This window comes from Leptothoe sp. LEGE 181152 (assembly GCF_032906605.1).
Classification (GTDB): domain Bacteria; phylum Cyanobacteriota; class Cyanobacteriia; order Phormidesmidales; family Phormidesmidaceae; genus Leptothoe; species Leptothoe turfae.
The window spans coordinates 33010-51640 of record NZ_JASATU010000016.1; the positions used below are offsets into that span (position 1 = coordinate 33010).

The 18631-nt window shown below is 47.1% G+C and carries 16 protein-coding genes and 1 pseudogene; 6 read left to right on the top strand and 11 right to left on the bottom strand.

Translation table 11 applies throughout. The annotated features are described in order from the left end of the window. Positions 1-101 precede the first annotated feature (101 nt). Genes QGP82_RS07945 through QGP82_RS07970 form a run of 6 tightly spaced genes read right to left on the bottom strand, consistent with a single transcriptional unit; the run spans position 102 to position 4238 of the window. Positions 102-923 (bottom strand): ABC transporter permease, encoded by an 822-nt coding sequence (locus QGP82_RS07945; RefSeq protein WP_499058240.1) that lies wholly within the window; start codon positions 921-923, stop codon positions 102-104. A gap of 25 nt (positions 924-948) precedes the next feature. Then, complete coding sequence (locus QGP82_RS07950) at positions 949-1785, bottom strand: ABC transporter permease (protein WP_499058242.1); 837 nt, start codon at positions 1783-1785, stop codon at positions 949-951. Between the two features lie 9 nt (positions 1786-1794). Continuing rightward, positions 1795-2748 carry an ATP-binding cassette domain-containing protein gene (locus QGP82_RS07955; RefSeq protein WP_499058244.1) on the bottom strand — a complete coding sequence of 318 codons (954 nt, stop codon included), beginning with the start codon at positions 2746-2748 and terminating at the stop codon, positions 1795-1797. Positions 2749-2792: 44 nt separating this feature from the next. Beyond that, on the bottom strand, positions 2793-3221 hold the full coding sequence (locus tag QGP82_RS07960) for a CopD family protein (protein ID WP_499058246.1): 429 nt from the start codon (positions 3219-3221) through the stop codon (positions 2793-2795). Beyond that, positions 3221-3547: a DUF3817 domain-containing protein gene (locus QGP82_RS07965; RefSeq protein WP_499058248.1), complete on the bottom strand. Its 327-nt coding sequence runs from the start codon at positions 3545-3547 to the stop codon at positions 3221-3223. The genes QGP82_RS07960 and QGP82_RS07965 overlap by 1 nt, the downstream gene beginning before the upstream one ends. Before the next feature lie 19 nt (positions 3548-3566). Continuing rightward, positions 3567-4238 (bottom strand): DJ-1/PfpI family protein, encoded by a 672-nt coding sequence (locus tag QGP82_RS07970; RefSeq protein ID WP_499058250.1) that lies wholly within the window; start codon positions 4236-4238, stop codon positions 3567-3569. Positions 4239-4377: 139 nt separating this feature from the next. On the opposite strand from QGP82_RS07970, the gene QGP82_RS07975 reads away from it, so the two are divergent. The 6 genes and pseudogenes from QGP82_RS07975 to QGP82_RS08000 all read left to right on the top strand — a co-directional run. Continuing rightward, positions 4378-5379, top strand: a complete 1002-nt coding sequence (locus QGP82_RS07975; RefSeq protein ID WP_499058252.1) for a GlxA family transcriptional regulator — start codon at positions 4378-4380, stop codon at positions 5377-5379. Positions 5380-5578: 199 nt separating this feature from the next. Beyond that, positions 5579-6040: a hypothetical protein gene (locus tag QGP82_RS07980; protein ID WP_499058254.1), complete on the top strand. Its 462-nt coding sequence runs from the start codon at positions 5579-5581 to the stop codon at positions 6038-6040. 1551 nt (positions 6041-7591) lie between these two features. Further along, positions 7592-8029 (top strand): hypothetical protein, encoded by a 438-nt coding sequence (locus QGP82_RS07985; RefSeq protein WP_006513347.1) that lies wholly within the window; start codon positions 7592-7594, stop codon positions 8027-8029. Between the two features lie 172 nt (positions 8030-8201). Continuing rightward, positions 8202-8861: a SprT-like domain-containing protein gene (locus QGP82_RS07990; RefSeq protein ID WP_499058256.1), complete on the top strand. Its 660-nt coding sequence runs from the start codon at positions 8202-8204 to the stop codon at positions 8859-8861. A gap of 320 nt (positions 8862-9181) precedes the next feature. Then, entirely contained in the window at positions 9182-10843 is a 1662-nt protein-coding gene (locus QGP82_RS07995; protein ID WP_499058258.1) for an IS1182 family transposase, read from the top strand. Between the two features lie 56 nt (positions 10844-10899). Beyond that, positions 10900-11322, top strand: a pseudogene (locus QGP82_RS08000) (ISAzo13-like element transposase-related protein); the annotation flags it as partial. A 246-nt stretch (positions 11323-11568) separates the two neighbouring features. On the opposite strand, the gene QGP82_RS08005 reads toward QGP82_RS08000, so the two are convergent. The 5 genes from QGP82_RS08005 to QGP82_RS08025 all read right to left on the bottom strand — a co-directional run bounded on the left by QGP82_RS08005 (position 11569) and on the right by QGP82_RS08025 (position 17514). Beyond that, the gene (locus tag QGP82_RS08005; protein ID WP_163670222.1) at positions 11569-12399 is read right to left on the bottom strand and encodes a DUF928 domain-containing protein; all 831 of its coding nucleotides are present in this window, start codon (positions 12397-12399) and stop codon (positions 11569-11571) included. A gap of 86 nt (positions 12400-12485) precedes the next feature. Next, a complete protein-coding gene (locus tag QGP82_RS08010; RefSeq protein ID WP_499058260.1) occupies positions 12486-14855 on the bottom strand; it encodes a CHASE2 domain-containing protein in 2370 nt (789 codons plus the stop codon). A 14-nt stretch (positions 14856-14869) separates the two neighbouring features. Continuing rightward, positions 14870-15898 (bottom strand): DUF1822 family protein, encoded by a 1029-nt coding sequence (locus QGP82_RS08015; RefSeq protein ID WP_499058262.1) that lies wholly within the window; start codon positions 15896-15898, stop codon positions 14870-14872. A gap of 39 nt (positions 15899-15937) precedes the next feature. Then, the gene (locus QGP82_RS08020) at positions 15938-16579 is read right to left on the bottom strand and encodes a sigma-70 family RNA polymerase sigma factor (protein ID WP_499058265.1); all 642 of its coding nucleotides are present in this window, start codon (positions 16577-16579) and stop codon (positions 15938-15940) included. A gap of 779 nt (positions 16580-17358) precedes the next feature. Beyond that, on the bottom strand, positions 17359-17514 hold the full coding sequence (locus QGP82_RS08025; protein ID WP_163670229.1) for a hypothetical protein: 156 nt from the start codon (positions 17512-17514) through the stop codon (positions 17359-17361). Positions 17515-18631 lie beyond the last annotated feature (1117 nt).

Here is an 18631-nt window from a genome sequence, read left to right on the forward strand (position 1 = left end):
CCTGAAAGCATTGGTATGTAATATTTTCAGAGCGCGAGAAAAGCCGACTTTTACCAGCCATACATACTTGCAGACGGCTATACCTTATGCTGACACGTAGCCTAGAGCCGCTTTCGATAGGCTCTCAAAGTCAGCCAGCCAAACACTCCAAAAAGTACCAGGCTCCAGGCCAGGGTTGCCATTCCGGAACCTATTGCAGATTCATGAGTAGCCAATTTTCGCATCGCATCAGACGCTATCGAAACCGGATTCCGAACAACAAATCCAACAATCCAATCCGGAAATGCTTCTTTCGGCACGTAACCAACGCTCAAAAACGTCAGTGGTAATATCCACGGATTCATCGCCGCTGAAATAGCCTCAGCCGATTTCGCCTCAGTTGCAACATAGAGAGAAATCATCGCAATTGAGAGCGTAAATATCACTGGCAGCAAAAAAAATCCAATCGCGCCCAATAGACCGCCCGAAAAGCGAAATCCCAGTAAATGGGCCACTAACACAGAGCCTAAAACTTGAAACAACAAACGTACCCCTGCCGAAATCAGCCTTCCGCCTACCGCAGAGAGACGCGCAATCGGCATGGCTCGAAGCCGCATATCCATTCCACCCTCTAAGTCGTTATAGAAGGCGATGCCGACATTCACTGTATTAAATAGCAGCCCTTGAACAATCGTAAACGGTAGTAAAAACTGAGCATATTCCGAAAAACTGCCCCCTGGATTGACCACCCGCGCAAAGCTAGCTGTGAATACACATAGTAAAGAGATTGAAAAGGCGGTGGAGGCCAGAACTTCTGCCGGATTTCTCAAATCTATCAAGATATTTCGCCAGGCTACGATTACTACATCGTGAAACGCTCGCCCTAATCCACCTTCTTTTCTATCTGCGACCATTTGCGAGATCGCCTGCTGATCAAAGTTCATGGAGCGTCTAACCAAGTACGACCATTCAAACAGCGCTACCTAATCGGCGATATAGCCTCACCGACCACACACCCAAAGCAAGCAGCAGAACAGCTAACCATAAAGAGCTAGCCCCAAACGAAAATAAACGTCCTTCGCTGCCCGCAACCAACGCTCGCAACGCATCACAAGTTACGCTCACTGGTTGATAGCGAACAAACGGCTGTAACCATTCTGGAAAATTCTCAGTTGGGCTAAACCCATTACTTAGCTTTACCAGCGGTGCATAAGGAACAATCGCCACGGCTTTTACTAAGGTCGGCTTGCGCAACTTCAGCGCCAAAACGCTAAATCCCATGATGCAAGTTGCCGTAAAGATGAGCACCAGGAATAGATAGCCCAGCGCCGCAATCAATCCGCCGCTGAATCGAAAACCTAACGCAGAAGCGATCCGCATCAGTACTATCGTCGATAATAGCCCGCGCACCGTGTAAGAGGCCACTAAGCCAACCACCACAGCCACTCGCGAAATCGGCATTGCCCGACACCGCTGCATCATCCCTGATTCAATATCTTGTGCCAGCATAATTGCCGACCCAAACCCAGAAAAGTACAGCGCCTGCAAATTCACAATTGGCAGCAGGTACTGTATATAGTCAATTCCTTGTGCAGCAAATAGCTTTTGTCCAATCATCCAAAAGCCTAGAAAGAAGACCATCGGGAAGATCACAGTCGCTACAATCACAATCGGATTGCGCTTCAGCCGCTTCAAGTTTCGACCTGTAATCAGCCAACTATCTCTCACCGCTCGCCGCAAACCTGTCTCTTTCCGGCGAGGCACCATCTCTTTGGCTAATATAGCCACATTATCATCAGCCTTCATATTGTTCATCTAAGTGGTATGACCTGTCAGCGCGAAAAACACATCATCCAAACTAGGTCTACGCAAGGATATATCTTCTAGTACAATCCCTTCACGCTCCAACTTCGACACAATTTCAGTTAGCGTCCTTGCTCCATTAAGAGCTGGCACCGCCAGTGTTTTTCCTGCCTTTTCCTGCCCTTCACCCGTGGCCTGAGCGTAGTCAAAACCCATTTCCTCAAGTACAATTTTCACACTTTCTAAATCTGCTATACGCTCTAGCTGAAACTCGCAAAATCGACCCCCTACCCGATCTTTCAACTCGTCAACAGTTCCCTGTGCAATGACCTGCCCGCGATCAATCACCACAATTCGATCCGCCAACGCATCCGCCTCTTCCAAGTACTGCGTCGTCAGCACAATCGTAATCCCCTGCGCCTTCAGGTCTTGCACCACTGACCAAAGTTGTTGCCGACTACGCGGATCTAGCCCTGTTGTTGGCTCATCTAAAAACAATACCAACGGTGACACCACAATACTTGCAGCCAGATCCAGTCGTCGCCGCATTCCACCCGAAAACGTTTTGACTGACCGATTACCCGCCTCAGTCAGCTCAAATTGTGTCAGCAACTCATCCGCTCGCTGCCTTGCAACCTTATTGCTTAGCCTGAGTAATCGCCCAAACAAAACCAGATTCTCTCTAGCCGTCAGCGTCTCATCCACCGCCGCAAATTGTCCTGTTAAACCAATAAGAGAACGCACCGCCGCAGGGTCATCTACAACGTCATACCCTGCAATCTTTGCCACGCCCCCATCCGGCACCAGCAGCGTTGTCAAGCAGTTGATCGTTGTTGTCTTTCCAGACCCATTCGGCCCTAGTACACCCAGCACCGTGCCTCGCTCTGCCGATAGATTCACGCCGCGTAAAACAAGCATTTGACCAAAGTGCTTGGTCAGATCTTTTACCTCTAAAACCGGGATCATAATCCTCTTTGATTACATATATTGTTGTTTCTATCAGTTGATATCTAGAACGGCTTGGTCGTTGCAACAAAGATGAGGATAACCATAACTAGCGCTGTAACAACTGGTGCTGCTATCGAGAGTGAAACGTCAGAGGTTTGTTCTTTACTAGCGCATTCATTTGCGTATTCTTCACTAGCATGTCGTGTCAAACGACCTGCAACCATTCCATGTACACCAGACAAAATGAAAGCACCTGTGATCTTTACAAGGGGCCATGTAGCGATATTAAACCAGCCACCAATCGTCGCTAAACTCAGGCCAGCAGCCCAAGTTGCCAGCATTGCTGGCGTCACGATTTTTCCAAAAAGAGTGCGCAACGCGGCTGCATTCTCTTTATCCGCAATAGTGCCGATAAGTGAGAAGGTGAACATTCCACCTAGCCAAAGCGCCATTGCGGTAATGTGAAAGACTTTCAGGAGGGTATAAACCATTACTCCGATTCTTGATTTATCTGTGATACAAACTTCCGTTCAATAATGAACGTGGCAAATGGAATAGGCGCAACAACAACAGCTAGCAGCAGCACTAGAATAGGTAGCGCTTCTGCCGCGACCGCTTCGATCAATAAGACAAGATAAACGACTAAGAAAAAACCGTGACAAGGGCTTGCAATTGCCGTAGCTATCTCAAGGTCAGCTAATCTCTTCAAAGGAACCGCGACCAATAGTAAAGCAAGCAACGATACACCTTCAGCTACAGCCGCAATTCGAATGTTTGACTGTAGTGTCGATATCAACTTGAGGCGATCGTCTTCCATACAATGTGCTGATGAGTGGTTATAGTTTGGCACCCATTGTCTGGATCATGTACTGCATCGATTTTTCTACCAGCTCAGGCCCCGCTTTCTCTGGTGAGCCCACATCGTAAGGCGGCGCTGGGTCGTATTCCATCAAAAGCTGGTTGATTTTGGCAACATCTTCACCGTAGAGGACTTTGGCAACCGTTAAACCAAAGTCAATCCCGGCTGTGACACCACCGCCCGTCATCCGATTGCGATCTATAACCACACGCTCGGTGCCGACTTCAACGCCCAATTTAGCAAGCAGCGGACGGGCTGCCCAGTGAGTAGCGGCGCGATAGCCTTCGAGCAGCCCTGCTTTGCCTAGAAACTCAGAGCCACCGCAAACGGAGGTCACAAACTTAGCTTTTTCGCCTTGTACTTTTAGAAAACTAAGTATCTCAGGGTCATCGACAATTGCGCTCTGTCCACGACCGCCGCCGATACAGATGACATCGACCGGTGGACAATCCGCAAACGTAGTATCTGGCACAACAATCATGCCATCGTCTCCGGTCACAGGCTCTAGGGTTTTCCAAACGCGATGAATGTCAACGTTAGGCAACCCAGCAAACACCGTTTGCGGGCCAACGATGTCCAATGTGGTCATACCGGGATAGATCACAATGCCGATAACGTAGTGGGGCCAGTTGGTTGGTAAATCAGTCATTTTTTCTCCTCTGTGATGTCATTTACTCAACGTGCTGAGTCCAATACCCAACACAATCACAGTTATACTTGACATTAAATTTGGCGTAAATGACAATATTCCGACAAATTCGGCCACACTAAGAAATAAAGGAAGCTAGATGAAAAAACGCCCCATAGATACTTCAAAAGAAAAATCTCGCCGTGTTGTGTTTATTGCGTTCCCGCAAGTGGCACTTCTTGACCTGACAGGACCGTGGGAGGTACTCTCACTGGCAAACACCCTAAGTTGTACCAAGATACCGCCTTACGACCTGGAGCTGGTTAGCGGCGATGACTCCGCGACGATCGTCTCCGGTGGAGGGATTTCAATGGTAAGCCACCGATCGGCGACTTCTTGCTGCGGTGCTATCGATACGCTGATTGTCCCAGCAGCCAACTTGGATTGGATAGCAGAACCGACAGATCGCTCATTAAAGGTGCTACAACGCCTCGCGAGACGATCTCGCCGCGTTGTCTCAATCTGTGCAGGAGCGTTTTTTCTAGCTGCAGCCGGGCTCTTAGACGGCAAGAAGGCAACGACTCATTGGCGAGGGATTGATGAATTGTCTGCTCGCTTTCCAAAAGTTGATGTCCAGGGCGATTCAATCTTCGTTAAGGATCGAAACGTCTATACGTCAGCCGGAGTTACAGCCGGTATCGACCTTACGCTAGCTCTTGTAGAAGAAGACTTAGGGCGAGCTATGGCACTCGACTGTGCCCGAAATCTTGTCGTGTTTATGCGGCGTCCCGGTGGGCAGTCTCAGTTTAGTACCACGTTGGAATCACAACACGTCGAACGAGACTCCATTAACGAACTGATTGCGTGGGCCGCAGACAACCTATCAAGGAATCTTTCCGTCGAAGCAATGTCCGAACGAGCTAACATGAGCCTTCGGAACTTCTCGCGAGTTTTTCGTAACGAAGTCGGTCAGACACCTGCTGCGTTCGTTGAGAAACTGCGGGTCGAAGCAGCGCGTAGGAGTCTTGAAGAGACAGACCAATCGCTTGATGCCATTGCAAAAAATTGCGGGTTCGGCAGCGCCGATTCGATGAGGCGTTCATTTCACCGCGTTGTGAGGGTCGCTCCTAGCGATTATCGCAAGCGATTCTGCAAGCAATAACCCACCAAGGTATTGACAACTTAACTGGTATGGCACCCCGCCCAAGAATATGCCAGTCTTAACGGGTTTCTGAGTTTGGCTGAAGAAATGTGGTGATAGAGGTGTGGCTAGGCGGTTGCGATCGCAACTTCAATTTGTTTTAACAGAGTAACTAAGGCTGAACGCCCTGAATTTACTAGTTGTGATACCTATCCTGAGAATGAATCGATCTGATATCGAACATCGTGATCAAGTGCTGCGAGATTACTTTAAGGGACGCAACTGGGACCAAGCCGGTGAGCAAGCACTAAAACGGCGGTTTGTTTTGGATAGCAAAGCACTGTTGCCTGATTACCCTTTTGTTATTGATGACGAATGGGAAGTAGAGCCAGGCCGAGCAAACGAAGGACGCGGAGATTTAGTCTTTACTGATGGCAATGGCTGCTTTGCCGTTGTAGAGGTGAAATACATTGCCCTGACTGGCGATAATCGGCTGGGGACTGGCAAAACCAGGAGAAAAAGTAATCAGGGTAAGCGTAAGACTGTCAAAGACCAGGCTAAAAAATATGCAGCTCACCTTTTAGAAAAACTCGATGCTACTGCTTTAGTAGAGGCCTACTTTTTCACTAATGAACATGAGGTACCTCAGCGGTTAGAGTTGTTGGATGTGGGCGAAAGCTAGGATGCGATGTTCCGCTGGAGCGGCTCCTCCTTAGCGCAGCCATGCCCTTTGGGCTATACGCAACCGGCCAATATCAATTCAATATAAGAAGCCCCCATGAACCTTAGTGTCCATAGGGGCTTCGGTTTAGATATAGAGGCTTAAGTAATACAGTGTGCTGTTTACTTACCTAAATTCATTTAGGCGATATAGGGTTCGAGATAGGAAGTTATGCAATAGTATGCTTTGTCCGTGAATCCACTGTATGCCGATATGTGGCAGACCACCCCCTTAGCAGAATAATCCCACCGTCTGCTTACACAACCATCATTTCTTCTTAGGTTAGGTGTGTGATCACAGCGTAATGAGTTGTTTTGATATTAACTGAAGGATTCTTGGGCTGCCTTAGGCCATGGCTCAGTGAGGTGTAGTGTTGGGCGATTGGTCTAGGGGCGCTTTAAAGCACAACAACACCCAGAACGATCTACCTGAGGAACTCTTCTACATTAGATCAAGACGCTCAAGAGTTATTGTTAGAAGAGTAATCTTGACTAAAAACAATGCTCTCTAGTGCAAGCAAGAAGAAATATCAGTGACCTGGTTGGGTGCTGGTATTGAGCCGTCAAACGATTTTGTTGAGATATCGATTGTTGACCTCCTTTGTCGTGTTTGCGAGCTTTTCAGCTCATGTATTTAGAATATTCCTAGAGTGGATCAATGTCTCTTCTCTGACATAAACGTTAATGTTGTTAGTTTTTGTTACTGGTCAGTGAGGTAGGTCTCTAGGATATTGTGGTTGATGATACTACAAGCGGTGATTTGATCCGTTTAAAATCGAACCGTTCAATCGTGGGTTAAGAGCCGATGCGCTGACCAAGACCGCAAATTGCTAGCCAAGGGGCAGACCCGTTGCCTAAATCGCAGAATGCGACGGGCAAGTTGAAGTACTTTCGACCATCAACTTGCGGTTACACTAAATGCCTACTTATTCAGGCTAAATAAAAGGGGGGAATTGAGTTGAGAGCGTATCACCCCATTGGTCACATTCAAATGCTATGAATTCGTAATGTGAAAGTGTGGCAAATGTATTGCCTAAATCGGGAATAAAGTAGTTTTCAGGGTGTTACAGGTCATTTGCTTTACACTTTGAAGTAACGTAGCCTCGACGTTTCAGCGTTTGGTATACTTGGCCCATGAAGATGTATGCGCTAAAAGACCAGGTATTCAAACTTTGGCGGAAGCTCAATTCTTGGAAAGGCGAATTGACCAGTCCGCCGCAAAATTACGTGTCTGAAATTCGTAGTTACGGAGATCGACGGTATAAGCGGACTTGGATCAATGCGTTGTGCCGGTTGTACTCTACCTGGCTGTATGAAACGACGCTCGATTCCCACATGTTGATTACCCACGGGTTGAATTTCCACGAGTCCGATTCGCTATATCCATACAGACATCAGATTTTAGATGAGTTCCTAATGTTCGAGGATGGTTTAGACATCATCCGTCATGGGTTAGAGGTTGTATTTACGACTGATGATTTCACTACCGAAGAACGCGAGGACGTAAAAAATAATGGGGTTCTTAGACTTTTGGCGGCAGGAGCAGGAAACGCAACCCTCGGAGCATCAATTAACCCTATCAGGTGATTCAGAGAGGCTACCTGACAAACGAGGTAGGACTGATGGGGGAAAGATATTCAAACGCTTCACTGATAGCATCAAGGCTAACGGAGGAGATTGTTATAACGATGCTGTACAAGAAGAAACTGCTGAACTTTTTGGATGTGGTGTACGTGAACTGTACAAGGCAACTGGTGGAAAACGTAGAGACCGATCAACTTTGCCTGAAATAGTTCAGCAGGCATACATGGCTAACGAAGTGCTCACCGCTGTAGAACTCGAAAGGTGGATCGGCAGTCTGCCCCATCAGGAACAAGAAGCGGTTAACGAAGCGATTCTCAATATTGTTAGGGATGAGTCTAAGAAGACCCGAAATCGTTTGCCCTGGTAGCTGGGTTAGGATTCATCTCTATACAAGCGCCAGTAACCACAGTAGCCATCTTTGATTCTAAAAATTAACTCGTACGATTAAACTAATCAATTAAGTTACTTATTCAAGCTCAATCGGGCATACTCTAGTATTTAAATCGTACGATTTATTAACTCTGAAATGAGTCATCCTGATGACCGTAACGACTGCAACTCCTACAAAACGAACCTATGACGAACTAAATAGAGCGTATGCATACTTCAATGCCAAGCTCTTTCGTAACGCTTTGCCAGGATGCCTGATCACCATGCAGCGGAAACGAGGTGCCTACGGGTATTTTGCAGGCCAGCGGTTTACTACCCGTGATGGCGACGAAACTACTGATGAGATCGCCCTGAACCCAGTCCATTTTAAGAGCAGATCGGTTGAGGAAATTCTTTCCACCCTGGCTCATGAAATGGTTCACCTGTGGCAGTTTCGCCATGGTAAGCCGAGCAAGAATGGCTACCATAATAAGGAATGGGCTCAGAAAATGAAATCTATCGGGCTTATGCCTACCTCGACGGGAGCCCCTGGTGGTAAAGTGACTGGCTCCAGAATGACTCACTACATTATCAAAGACGGAGCCTTTGATACCTGCTGTAAGGAGCTGATTGCCCAAGGGGTAACTCTGCCTTATGTAGAGTTACACAGTGAAGAGCGCCTTCGTCTGAAGGCTAAAAAGGGAGCCAGCAAAACAAAATATTCTTGCCCCCAATGTGGCACCAATGCCTGGGCAAAACCGAAGACTCGTCTCATTTGTGGTGATTGTGTCATTCTGTTAGTTGCTGAGACGCAGGATGAGGATGATTAATAAACCGGATTCCTCGAAGGACAAAGTGATAAAGGGCCTTCGGCCTGGAGATCTCATTAGTCTTTGCCACCAATCTTATGAGGTCATCCAGTGCCACCAGCAAAAAGTTCTTGCTGTAAACTGCAAAAGATTTTCTCTGCGGTTGATTGCTGTGGAGGATATTACTCCACCCTTTTGAAATGAGAAAACTCTGGTCAAGTCGGCCTTTGTATAGGACACTGTTGGCGAACTCCAGAAGTATTGAAAAACCACTAAGCTGAGACCGATCTATCGCTATCAGTAAGTGTGATCGCTAAAGCGTGTCCTGAAGGAAGAACACCATGTCCCTAAAGCCTCAACCAGAATCGCCAGTACCCGCTGATACGCTGCGAGTTGCTAAAGCCGTATTCGCTAAAGGCAATCCCTACGTGACGCTGCATGATGAACTCGGCCCTATCTTTGAAGATACCGACTTCAGCGAGCTATTTTCAAAGGTCGGTCAGTCGGCCATTCCACCGTGGCGGCTGGCTTTGGTCACTATCATGCAGTTCCGTGAAAACCTATCCGACCGACAAGCCGCTGAAGCCGTACGCTCACGTATCGACTGGAAATATCTGCTGCGGCTAGAGCTGACTGACATTGGCTTCAACTATAGTGTTTTAAGTGAATTTCGAGACCGTTTAATCGCAGGCAACGTCGAGCATTTGCTACTGGATAAATTGCTGGTCCGCTGCGGAGAATTAGGCCTAGTCAAAGCCGGAGGCAAGCAACGGACTGACTCAACCCGTGTCCTGGGAGCCATTCGTAGTCTGAACCGTTTAGAAGTAGTTGGAGAGACTCTTCGCGCCGCCCTCAATGACTTAGCAGTATTGGCTCCTGACTGGTTACAACAGATAGCACCTGAAGACTGGTATCAACGCTATGGACGACGCATAGAAGACTACCGGCTGCCATCAAAGCCAGCAGAGCGTATCGCCTACGCGCAACAGGTTGGAGAAGATGGAGCTTATCTACTCAAATGCCTATCTGAATCAAAGCTATCTGCTGAAGGCCAGGCTCTCAAGACAGTGCAAGCACTAGAGGAACTGTGGCCATATCACTATGAATACAACCATCAGGAGGATGGTCCGAGCCTGCGTTGGAAAAGCGACAAACAGCTAACAAAGAAGACACCAACTGTCGAATCACCCTATGACACGGACGTACGCTATCGTCGGCGCTGTGGCACCACTTGGACAGGCTATATCACCCACTTGAGTGAAACCTGCGATGATGATAGCTGTCATTTGATTACTCATGTGATGACCACTGATGCCAGTGTCCATGAAGCACAGTGCGTTGATGACATTCACCAGGCACTAATCGACAAGCATCTTCGGCCTGAAGAGCACTTTGCCGATACCGCCTATATTAATGCGTTCCTGCTGGTAAATGCACAGAATCAAAACATCGAGATGATTGGGCCAGCTCGCTTTGACACCAGTTGGCAGACACGAACTGAAGGAGCCTTTAATTTAGATTACTTCAAGATTGATTGGGATAACGAACAGGTAACTTGCCCAGAAGGTAAAATCTCTCAGGCGTGGAAAACGTACAACCGCGATTCCGGAAAACCCTATATTCTGGCTAGGTTTGACCCTCAAGACTGCGTTGGTTGCCCAGTTCGCTCACTGTGCACCAAAGCTAAGCCAACTGTTGGCCGCACACTGCATCTGCTGCCCCAAGACGAACACAAGGCATTAGAAAAAGCTCGATCCATACAAACGACAACCGAAGGTCAGGAGCGTTATCGTCGCCGTGCTGGCATCGAGGGCACAATTGCTCAAGGCGTGAATAGTTGCGGTCTACGGCGTTCTCGCTATATGGGCATGGCTAAGACTCACTTGCAGAATATGGCAATTGGCGCGGCGGTTAATATTGATCGATTATTCAACTGGTTTCAGGAAGTTCCATTAGCCAAAACGAGAGTGTCTCGATTTAAGGCGCTAGAACCTGCTGCTTAGTTGCCGAAATTTAAGTTCGCCAACAGTGTCCTCTATACAAAGGCCTAGAAGAGTGGTGGCTGACCTATGCAGACGAGTATGTTGAGATTGAGCAATTGGTCATCAACTTGGATAACGGTCCATCGCTCAACAGTCATCGCACTCAGTTCATCAAACGTATCGTAGCTTTTGCTCAGGCGAGTCGTTTATGCATCCAATTGATTTACTACCCGCCTTACCACAGCAAATATAATGCGATTGAACGGTGTTGGGCTGCGTTAGAAAACTACTGGAATGGAACGATTCTCAAGACTGTTGAAGATGCCCTACGGTGGGCTGCCAACATGACTTGGAGAGGATGTACACCCGTTGTCGATTTGGTTGACAAGGTTTATCACAAGGGCGTCAAGGCATCGCCTGAAGAACTCGCCAAGCTTGAACAGCAGTGGCAACGCTCTGAGCAATTGCCAAAGTGGGACGTCACTATTATTCCCATTTGACTGGTGTGTTATTCATTTGCATTTCCCTTATCAGACTTACACTAAAATTCTTATTTCTTTTCGTAAAAGCCTGATCTCACAACCAATAAGTATCCCTCATAGCTAGGATATTTCAACTGTAGAGCATGACTATCTCTGGTTCAAAACTTTGAAATAGTCGTTCCCAGAACTTTCAAATAATCCAAACTAATTACAGCTTCTCTTCAATTAGTTTGATGTAGCATTTCTTTGAAACTACAGACTAGCCTAATCGATACTTACTGGCTCCAGTAGTGGCTGTTCTGAAATGGTTTCTAAGTCAATAGATGTCAATAAACTACTCCAATTATCTCGAAATATGGTGTTTTCGGGCGACTCCCGATAGAGTTCTCCTAAAATAGTGATGGCATTCTGCCAAATACCATTCGATGCATAAATGGAAGCCATTTCCAAAGCTGTGGCATTATCAAGCTGTGTTTGTAAATTAGATACCAACTCAACCCGTCGGATCCATCCTCCCACCTCAGGCGATAGGGCTGTTGTACCAGATTCACAGTGAGTTAAAAAGAACCATTGATAGGTAGCATCCAATCTCAAAGGGGATAGCGTTTCGGGGAGAGTAATCTGGACAATGCCTGGGGTTTCATGATGGGAAATAAATGTCTCCTGATAGACTTCATTTCCGCTTTCATCTTGTAAAACAAACTCAAATTCCTTTATATCTTCAGAGGAGTAGGGAACGTAGAACCAAAAAGCAGGCAAGGCTTCTGTTGTCAAACTCAAGACTGATTCATAGTTAGACAGGTAAGCATTGTCGGCGGTTTCTGCAGTGTCCTCTAATTGAACCTGGGTATTTGGCACGAGAGCCGTAAGGCCAGTTTGCTGTTCTAACAACTGACAACTCCCTCGGCTAGCAGCTCCCTGACGACGCCCTGAGTGAGGACGACCGCGATCTTCTAAAGGTGGTGGAGTAAATTCGATATTAGTGTTGATTTGGGTTGACTGAGCCAAGCTGGAGATTGGCACTAAGCATAGCCAGGCAACACCCAGTAAACTGACTGGAAACATTAAGTTGAAAAGTGTGTTAAGTCTTTTCATAATCGTGCTAGATGACCAGTCTTATCTACAGTCAGAATGGTCGTTTTTCCGAGGAAGAACCTACAGTGTTTGGCCGGTTAATGAATTCAGACGTGAGCTGACTGGAAACGACGGTAGGTCGCTACACTCCCTACCGTAATTATGATTACAGTAGATACCGATACCCATGGCAGCCAATAACCAAACCGTGTCAGGCTAAACCAACATAGACTCAATAAACTAAATTGAGCCACTACTCCTACCAATAGTAGCTGTCTCCATTGAGGCTGTGTAGGAATCCAAATGTTAACACCATAAATCGCGACACCACCAAGGGTCGTCCAGCTCACTATCCATAGAATTTCAGCCCAATCAGGCCAGGTTCGAATGAGGGGATGTCCATCCAGGACCGTGCTCAGGAGATGACTCACCATATGGGCCTGTAGAAAAACCCCTGCCGTTTCCTGTAGGCCCATATGTCCATGGCTGTAGGGGGTTAACCAATAGTCTCCAAAGCTGGTGGCAGTGGTACCAATCAGAACAATGCGATCGCGCACAATATCATCACTCACACGCCCCGCTAACACTTCGTCGAGGGTAACTTGGTCCGCAATTTGATCCGGCGAGGGTAAATGGCGATAGTTCAGCAAAATTTGATGTCCCCCAGCATCCATCCGCTGGTAACCTCCACTATGGGGTTCTAATGGCGTAAAGATCACCTCACCTGCCTGTAGATGCCCCTCAGGGGTAACGGTGATGTCCATACCTTGCGCTGACAGATAGTGTAGAGCGATTAAGGCATTCAAAGAATAGCTGGCCGGGCAGGGGGAGGCTGGCTCAGGCGTTATCGACAGTAACTGACGACGAGTAATGCCATCGGCATCGGTGAGCACATCGCTAAAGCCTACTTGATTGCTGGGCACTTCTGGCGGCGAGGCAATCCCTGGACTATCGTCACGGCTATTGCGAGATTGGCACGTCGCGATCAAATTGGGTAACTGCAGCTGCTCAATGAGTTGTGGCTGACGATCGCTGACTGGAAAATCTCGATAGATATCCAACCCAATCACCCTGGGTTGCATCGGTTCTAGCTTCTCTAACAGCGCTGATAACGCATCATCTGAAAGGGAACCCCGTCTTTGAGCCGCATCCTGAGCCTGAATATCTGCTTCGGTCACCGTGATGATTAACAGTCGCGGATCGGGCAACTGGTGGGAACGGCGTTGCATTAAAAAGTCAAACCCTCGTAATTCCCAAGGCTGGAGTATCCCAGTCTGGCGTAATCCTAAGGTTGTACATACTGAAAAAATGCCAATAATAAGTAGTTCTTTCAGGCCCAGTGTTTGTTGTTGTTGAGGAATGTTGTGGGGTGGCTTGGCTATGTTGTCGAGCTGTGGGGCTGGCCAGGTGGGTGGTTGTTCAACCAGGTGTTGGTAAATCATCGGCAGCCAGGTAGCGCAAGGATATTTGTCTTCTAATCCCTGTAACTTTTCTCGGGCTTCTCGGACTGCAAGATAAAAGGGTACCTGACGGGAAAATGTAGTTAAAAACGATTTGAGAAACACATGGGCGACCGGATCGGGAACTGGTTCTCTCATCACCAGCACCTGAGGAATTTGCAAATCTGCCAGATCATGGGCCAAACCCAGACCGTCACAGGAATTGAAAATAGCGATCTTTAATCCACGCTCAATGGCTTTACTCAGGCCATGTTTCAGTTCAGGCACAGTTAAACTGTCGTCAGGGTTGAGATAAAGTTTCCCGGTGATATCTGTTGCTGACTGCGTTTGACTGGAACTGTGTCCAGCAAAAAAGAGAATATCCCATCCCTGCGGATCCCAAAGAACATCATTTAGCTGTTGACGGTCGGGCTCAACTAAAAATTGCACATCGGCTTGGGATAATTGGTTTAACAATGCCTGGTCAGTTTGTAGCTCCAGCCCCTGACCATGGCCTAAAATGGCCAAAATCCTAACCCTGGAGCGAGGTATCGTCTGCCGTTCAATGCGTTCGTAGGCAGGGGCACTCAGGGCAATTTCGGCTTTTGGGTAGCGATCGCACAAAGCCCAAGTATGCCAGGGCAACCGTTGGAGAGTATACAGCTCAGTTTGTAAAACAATACGAATGTGGTCACTGGGATTTAATCGCTCCAGTAGTTTGTCATATAAAGGGCGAAAGCTATCTGAACTGAGCCAGCGATTAAATTCAGCATTTAATTGCCGAGCAACCGTATCACAGTCATCTATTCTAGAAACATTCTTGGCAAACCCGGTTTTAGCCTCCAGACGATAGGGTGTGCCCATGCGACGGTATGCCCTTTGCCAGCGCTGCAGCGTATGCTGTAGTTGCACAGCAGGCGGTAAATTCCCAGTAAGTTCTACAGTGGGTAATTGACCTGACTCACCAATTTGCAAAATGACATGTAGCCCAGTCTCCAGGCTGCCATTACCAAACTTTAAGGTAACCAACTGCTCCATGGCCCGCTCAAGTCTCACATGACAAATTCTTCGAGGTATTGGACACCATCCAACTGGAGCCGTACCCGAAAGCGCTCACCAGGACGACTGCTGAATTGTAACTGAATATAATTGTCAGCCTGTCTGGCTCGAGCATCCATAAATACAGTATCCGATGTTTCTAGCACTGCCAGTTCAAGGTCAGGGGGAAGGTAAGGTTGACCTTGAGGATGTACCTGTAGCCCAATGTTAATTGCCCCAGATGATTCACTCTGGATTTCCACCAGCATGACAACTTGCACATCCCCCAGATGCACTCCAACATCAATCAGCTTGGCTCGTTTGACATCAAGAAGACTGTCAGCAAAGGGGCCATCAGATACAGCATCCAATGGAGTATCAGTATCCGTTTCATCGACATGTCTAAAGCTAAAGGCCAGACTGACTTGTTCTGGACTAAGCAAGGTTTCCACTGCAAGCCATCCTGCTTCAAATGATTGATTAAGCCATTGGCCAAGTTTGACCGCTGTTGCAGCTAGCTGGGACTGGTCCATATCTGAGAATGTAGCCACTGCGTTCGAGGGCATCAGCTCATGGATACGCTGTAGCAATGTTTCAGGGGGCTGCAGGTCTGAAATGGTTAAGGCTGTTTCACCAACGGTAGGCGTAAAACCCAGTAGATGAGCCATTTTCAAGTTTTCATCAATCCAGACAACCACATACCCGATGCGCAGATCCCATACTTCAGGGGGGACTTCACAACTATTAGCCCCTGTCTGAATAGGTCGGCATTCTAACCGACCCAGCCCTGGCAGCGTCAAGTCAGCAACATCAGTCATCATCTGAGTCACTGGATTCCAGCTATCACTTTGCTCTAAATCGCTGATAATTCCCATCATCTGGCAGTAACCATGGGTAGCAAAAACGGCTAGCGTATTTAGCTGCACCTGCTCTGACTTGATGGCAGTCGGCTGAGCACTGGCAAATTGCTGGGCCATGGTGCGGGCCTGTTCAGTAATGGGAAGCGGCACTGCTTGAGGGTATAGCGTTAACTGTGTGGTCATCATCTTTCTCTGGCGTAATAGTAATCAGACACAATGGGTTTATAGATAACCCTGGACTCGACCAAATTCTTTTAATAATGGAATGCACTGACGCTGGTAAAAGCTACTCAAGGTACTCACAGACACCTCTAGCTGTGCAGCTAACTCTTTCCATGGAGTTTCTGGCGGCAATCGCTTTAGAATCAGCAGCTGACAGGTAATCTGAGGCTGACCTTTAATGTGGGTGTCAGCCAGGACGCCATCAGCATCGGCCTCTGCCCAGGCTTGAACTTCTGCCAGCAGCGGGGGAATATCTGGTGGGGCAGGTAAGCTGTCAATCGGGTCCAAAGGTTTTCCCTCTGAATCTGAGGAAGTGGATGGATATGCCGTGGTAGCGTATTGCTTTTGTGTATTGATGTAGCCGTCCTGGAGGCGACGCTTAAGGTAAGCGTTTAACCAGGTAACGACATTAGCCTTGTCAGGATCGTAAGCGCAACCAGTTGTTGCTTCGCACAGATTACGACAAAAGTAGATCCAGGTCTGCTGTAGAGCATCTTGATAGTAGGGGGCTTGGTCCCGCCAAAGCTGATTGGAAATCAGGCGAATGATTTGGGTCAGGTGAGTCTGTCTTTTCAGACTACCTGGAGGATGACAACAGGCCTCAGCAATTAGTTTTTCGACGGTTTCCTGGAGTTCACTCATGCCTGATCAGTCACCCTTGCAAACGTCAGTTTAAGTTAGCGATCTTTGGACGGTCATCTAAATAACCTATCAGGAAGATTGATAACTTTTACGCGGACGTTTATGTGAAAGTTCACTAAGTTGAGAGGCTAACTCGCCACTCTTGCTTGGGCATCATTAAAGCAAAAATTTGGAACTAAGACAGTGAGTCGTGAGCCGTAATTGATAAACCACGTCCAAGTTGAAACCTGTCGTTTCCTCTACGGTAACATTCCAGTTCTGGACGTGGACAAGGTTTATATCAAGTTTAGCCACGTCTTGCCCATGACTTGCCAAGTCAAAATCTTCGTCTTGACAGACCACTTGGCAATAGCAGTAATTTTAGATTCTAACTTAAGGGCAAATTACTGCTTGAGGCAGGTCAAAAAATAAAAAGGGGCTGCCATTAGACAGATCCCCTTTATGAATAAAATCTTTGGACTAGTTGAGTACTTGGGAAGATACTGATAGAACTCTCTCTACCCAGGAATCATTAGGGAACGAGAGGAGCATTCGCATTTCGATAAAAGATGGCAACGTCACTAATGCTGACGTTGCCAGTTCCACCAGTTACCCGAAACTCGATATTGTTTTCTCCAGATTTCGGAGAATTTATAATATTGACTGAAAGGGTTCTATCGATATCTCCGCCGATTTTCAGTCCAGGGGAATTTCAGAGGAAGTTTTCCCTCTTACTCCATTCCCGTCACCCTAGTCTCAACCTAAAAATTTAGGCTTGACAGACTACTAGAAAAGCGGTTTCAACGGACATAAGGGTTAATCTGTAGCCACTTACAAACTAAGCGATTGTTTTCGACAACCCAGGTAGCCGTTAGCCGAGCTTTGGTTTGAGCAGTGGGCATTTGAGTCTGGAATTTATCAGTCTTAGGGGCCAGGGTTTGAACAGGTGCAGTCATGACAATTTTCTCCAAATAATGTGATCAAGGTTAGGGATCTGCCAAAAAATAAAATCTCTGGCTGAGAGAAGGAAAAGGGGTAAAGGAACAAGGGTAAGGGGCTATTGGCAGGTACCTTATTTACCGGCAAGCCCCTAGGGCCCATTTTTTTTACTCCTTCTGACCATGGGTGGGATGGAACATGAGATCGGAAAGTTCTCCAAAGGATTAATGCTTTGACGTTAGTCTTGCTCGCTTCAGTCTTACTGTTCCATCTCTGATCACTCTTAAAGAGGATACAGCGTTTCTCACATGCGCTGAATATATCCCCATTGCCCATTGCCTCACCTTGCCAATATATTCATTCCAATCGAGAATGCGATAAGCATTAGCTAACAAGAAACTTGTTCAGCAGCCTCATATTGTCCTGGAATCGGCACATCAGGCTGAAACACTTGGCGTAATGTGGCCATATCCATCACCATGGCGCATGTTGCGATTGCCATTAGTCCTGTCAAGACTAAAAGACCAAGCAGACTGGTCCAATCGGGGTTAGCGGATCGGATGATGTGAGGTTTTGGTATTGATACCTTAGTCACATTCAATTATTCGAGAGAATAAGGTTTTGACGGAGACAATGGTTTTGGTGTAGTCAAAATACGGACAAATTCTAAAATCATGGATAACTCCTTACAAACCCATTTTGGTTTGTAAAAAAGGTGTTCTTTGAGTTGTTCTTTGTTTTGTCTGACGATGCTTGCTGATTGAACACTGTTAGGTTAATGGACTGTGCTTTGGAACTTGGCGAAAGGTGCGATCTCACATTGAGTAAATTGCAAGTGAGATCGCTAGTACGTGAACATAAACATGAAAATCATTCTTTGAGTCAATAATGCCTGGTACCAGCCTCCTTACAGGATTAGTTAGTGGATATCAGATACTTCAAACAGATTTTCTGTAAGCGTCTATTGACCTATCAGGGGAGGTTCTAGAAATTATGCAGAGTGACGCAACTTTTTTAGGATGAGTATGAAACTAAGCTCGACTTAATACATTAAGTGATATAACAAACCCAGTCAGACCAAGGACTGAAGCGTTATATAAAAGCATGGCACTGCTGGATTATGCCGAGCCATTG

Coding starts and splice junctions, on each gene's coding strand:
- QGP82_RS07960 (WP_499058246.1), bottom strand. CDS start 3,221: ATGGTTTATACCCTCCTGAAAGTCTTTCACATTACCGCAATGGCGCTT.
- QGP82_RS08020 (WP_499058265.1), bottom strand. CDS start 16,579: ATGAGTGAACTCCAGGAAACCGTCGAAAAACTAATTGCTGAGGCCTGT.
- QGP82_RS08005 (WP_163670222.1), bottom strand. CDS start 12,399: ATGAAAAGACTTAACACACTTTTCAACTTAATGTTTCCAGTCAGTTTA.
- QGP82_RS07945 (WP_499058240.1), bottom strand. CDS start 923: ATGAACTTTGATCAGCAGGCGATCTCGCAAATGGTCGCAGATAGAAAA.
- QGP82_RS07950 (WP_499058242.1), bottom strand. CDS start 1,785: ATGAAGGCTGATGATAATGTGGCTATATTAGCCAAAGAGATGGTGCCT.
- QGP82_RS07970 (WP_499058250.1), bottom strand. CDS start 4,238: ATGACTGATTTACCAACCAACTGGCCCCACTACGTTATCGGCATTGTG.
- QGP82_RS07980 (WP_499058254.1), top strand. CDS start 5,579: ATGAATCGATCTGATATCGAACATCGTGATCAAGTGCTGCGAGATTAC.
- QGP82_RS07995 (WP_499058258.1), top strand. CDS start 9,182: ATGTCCCTAAAGCCTCAACCAGAATCGCCAGTACCCGCTGATACGCTG.
- QGP82_RS08015 (WP_499058262.1), bottom strand. CDS start 15,898: ATGACCACACAGTTAACGCTATACCCTCAAGCAGTGCCGCTTCCCATT.
- QGP82_RS07955 (WP_499058244.1), bottom strand. CDS start 2,748: ATGATCCCGGTTTTAGAGGTAAAAGATCTGACCAAGCACTTTGGTCAA.
- QGP82_RS07975 (WP_499058252.1), top strand. CDS start 4,378: ATGAAAAAACGCCCCATAGATACTTCAAAAGAAAAATCTCGCCGTGTT.
- QGP82_RS08010 (WP_499058260.1), bottom strand. CDS start 14,855: ATGGAGCAGTTGGTTACCTTAAAGTTTGGTAATGGCAGCCTGGAGACT.
- QGP82_RS07985 (WP_006513347.1), top strand. CDS start 7,592: ATGGGGTTCTTAGACTTTTGGCGGCAGGAGCAGGAAACGCAACCCTCG.
- QGP82_RS07990 (WP_499058256.1), top strand. CDS start 8,202: ATGACCGTAACGACTGCAACTCCTACAAAACGAACCTATGACGAACTA.
- QGP82_RS08025 (WP_163670229.1), bottom strand. CDS start 17,514: ATGACTGCACCTGTTCAAACCCTGGCCCCTAAGACTGATAAATTCCAG.
- QGP82_RS07965 (WP_499058248.1), bottom strand. CDS start 3,547: ATGGAAGACGATCGCCTCAAGTTGATATCGACACTACAGTCAAACATT.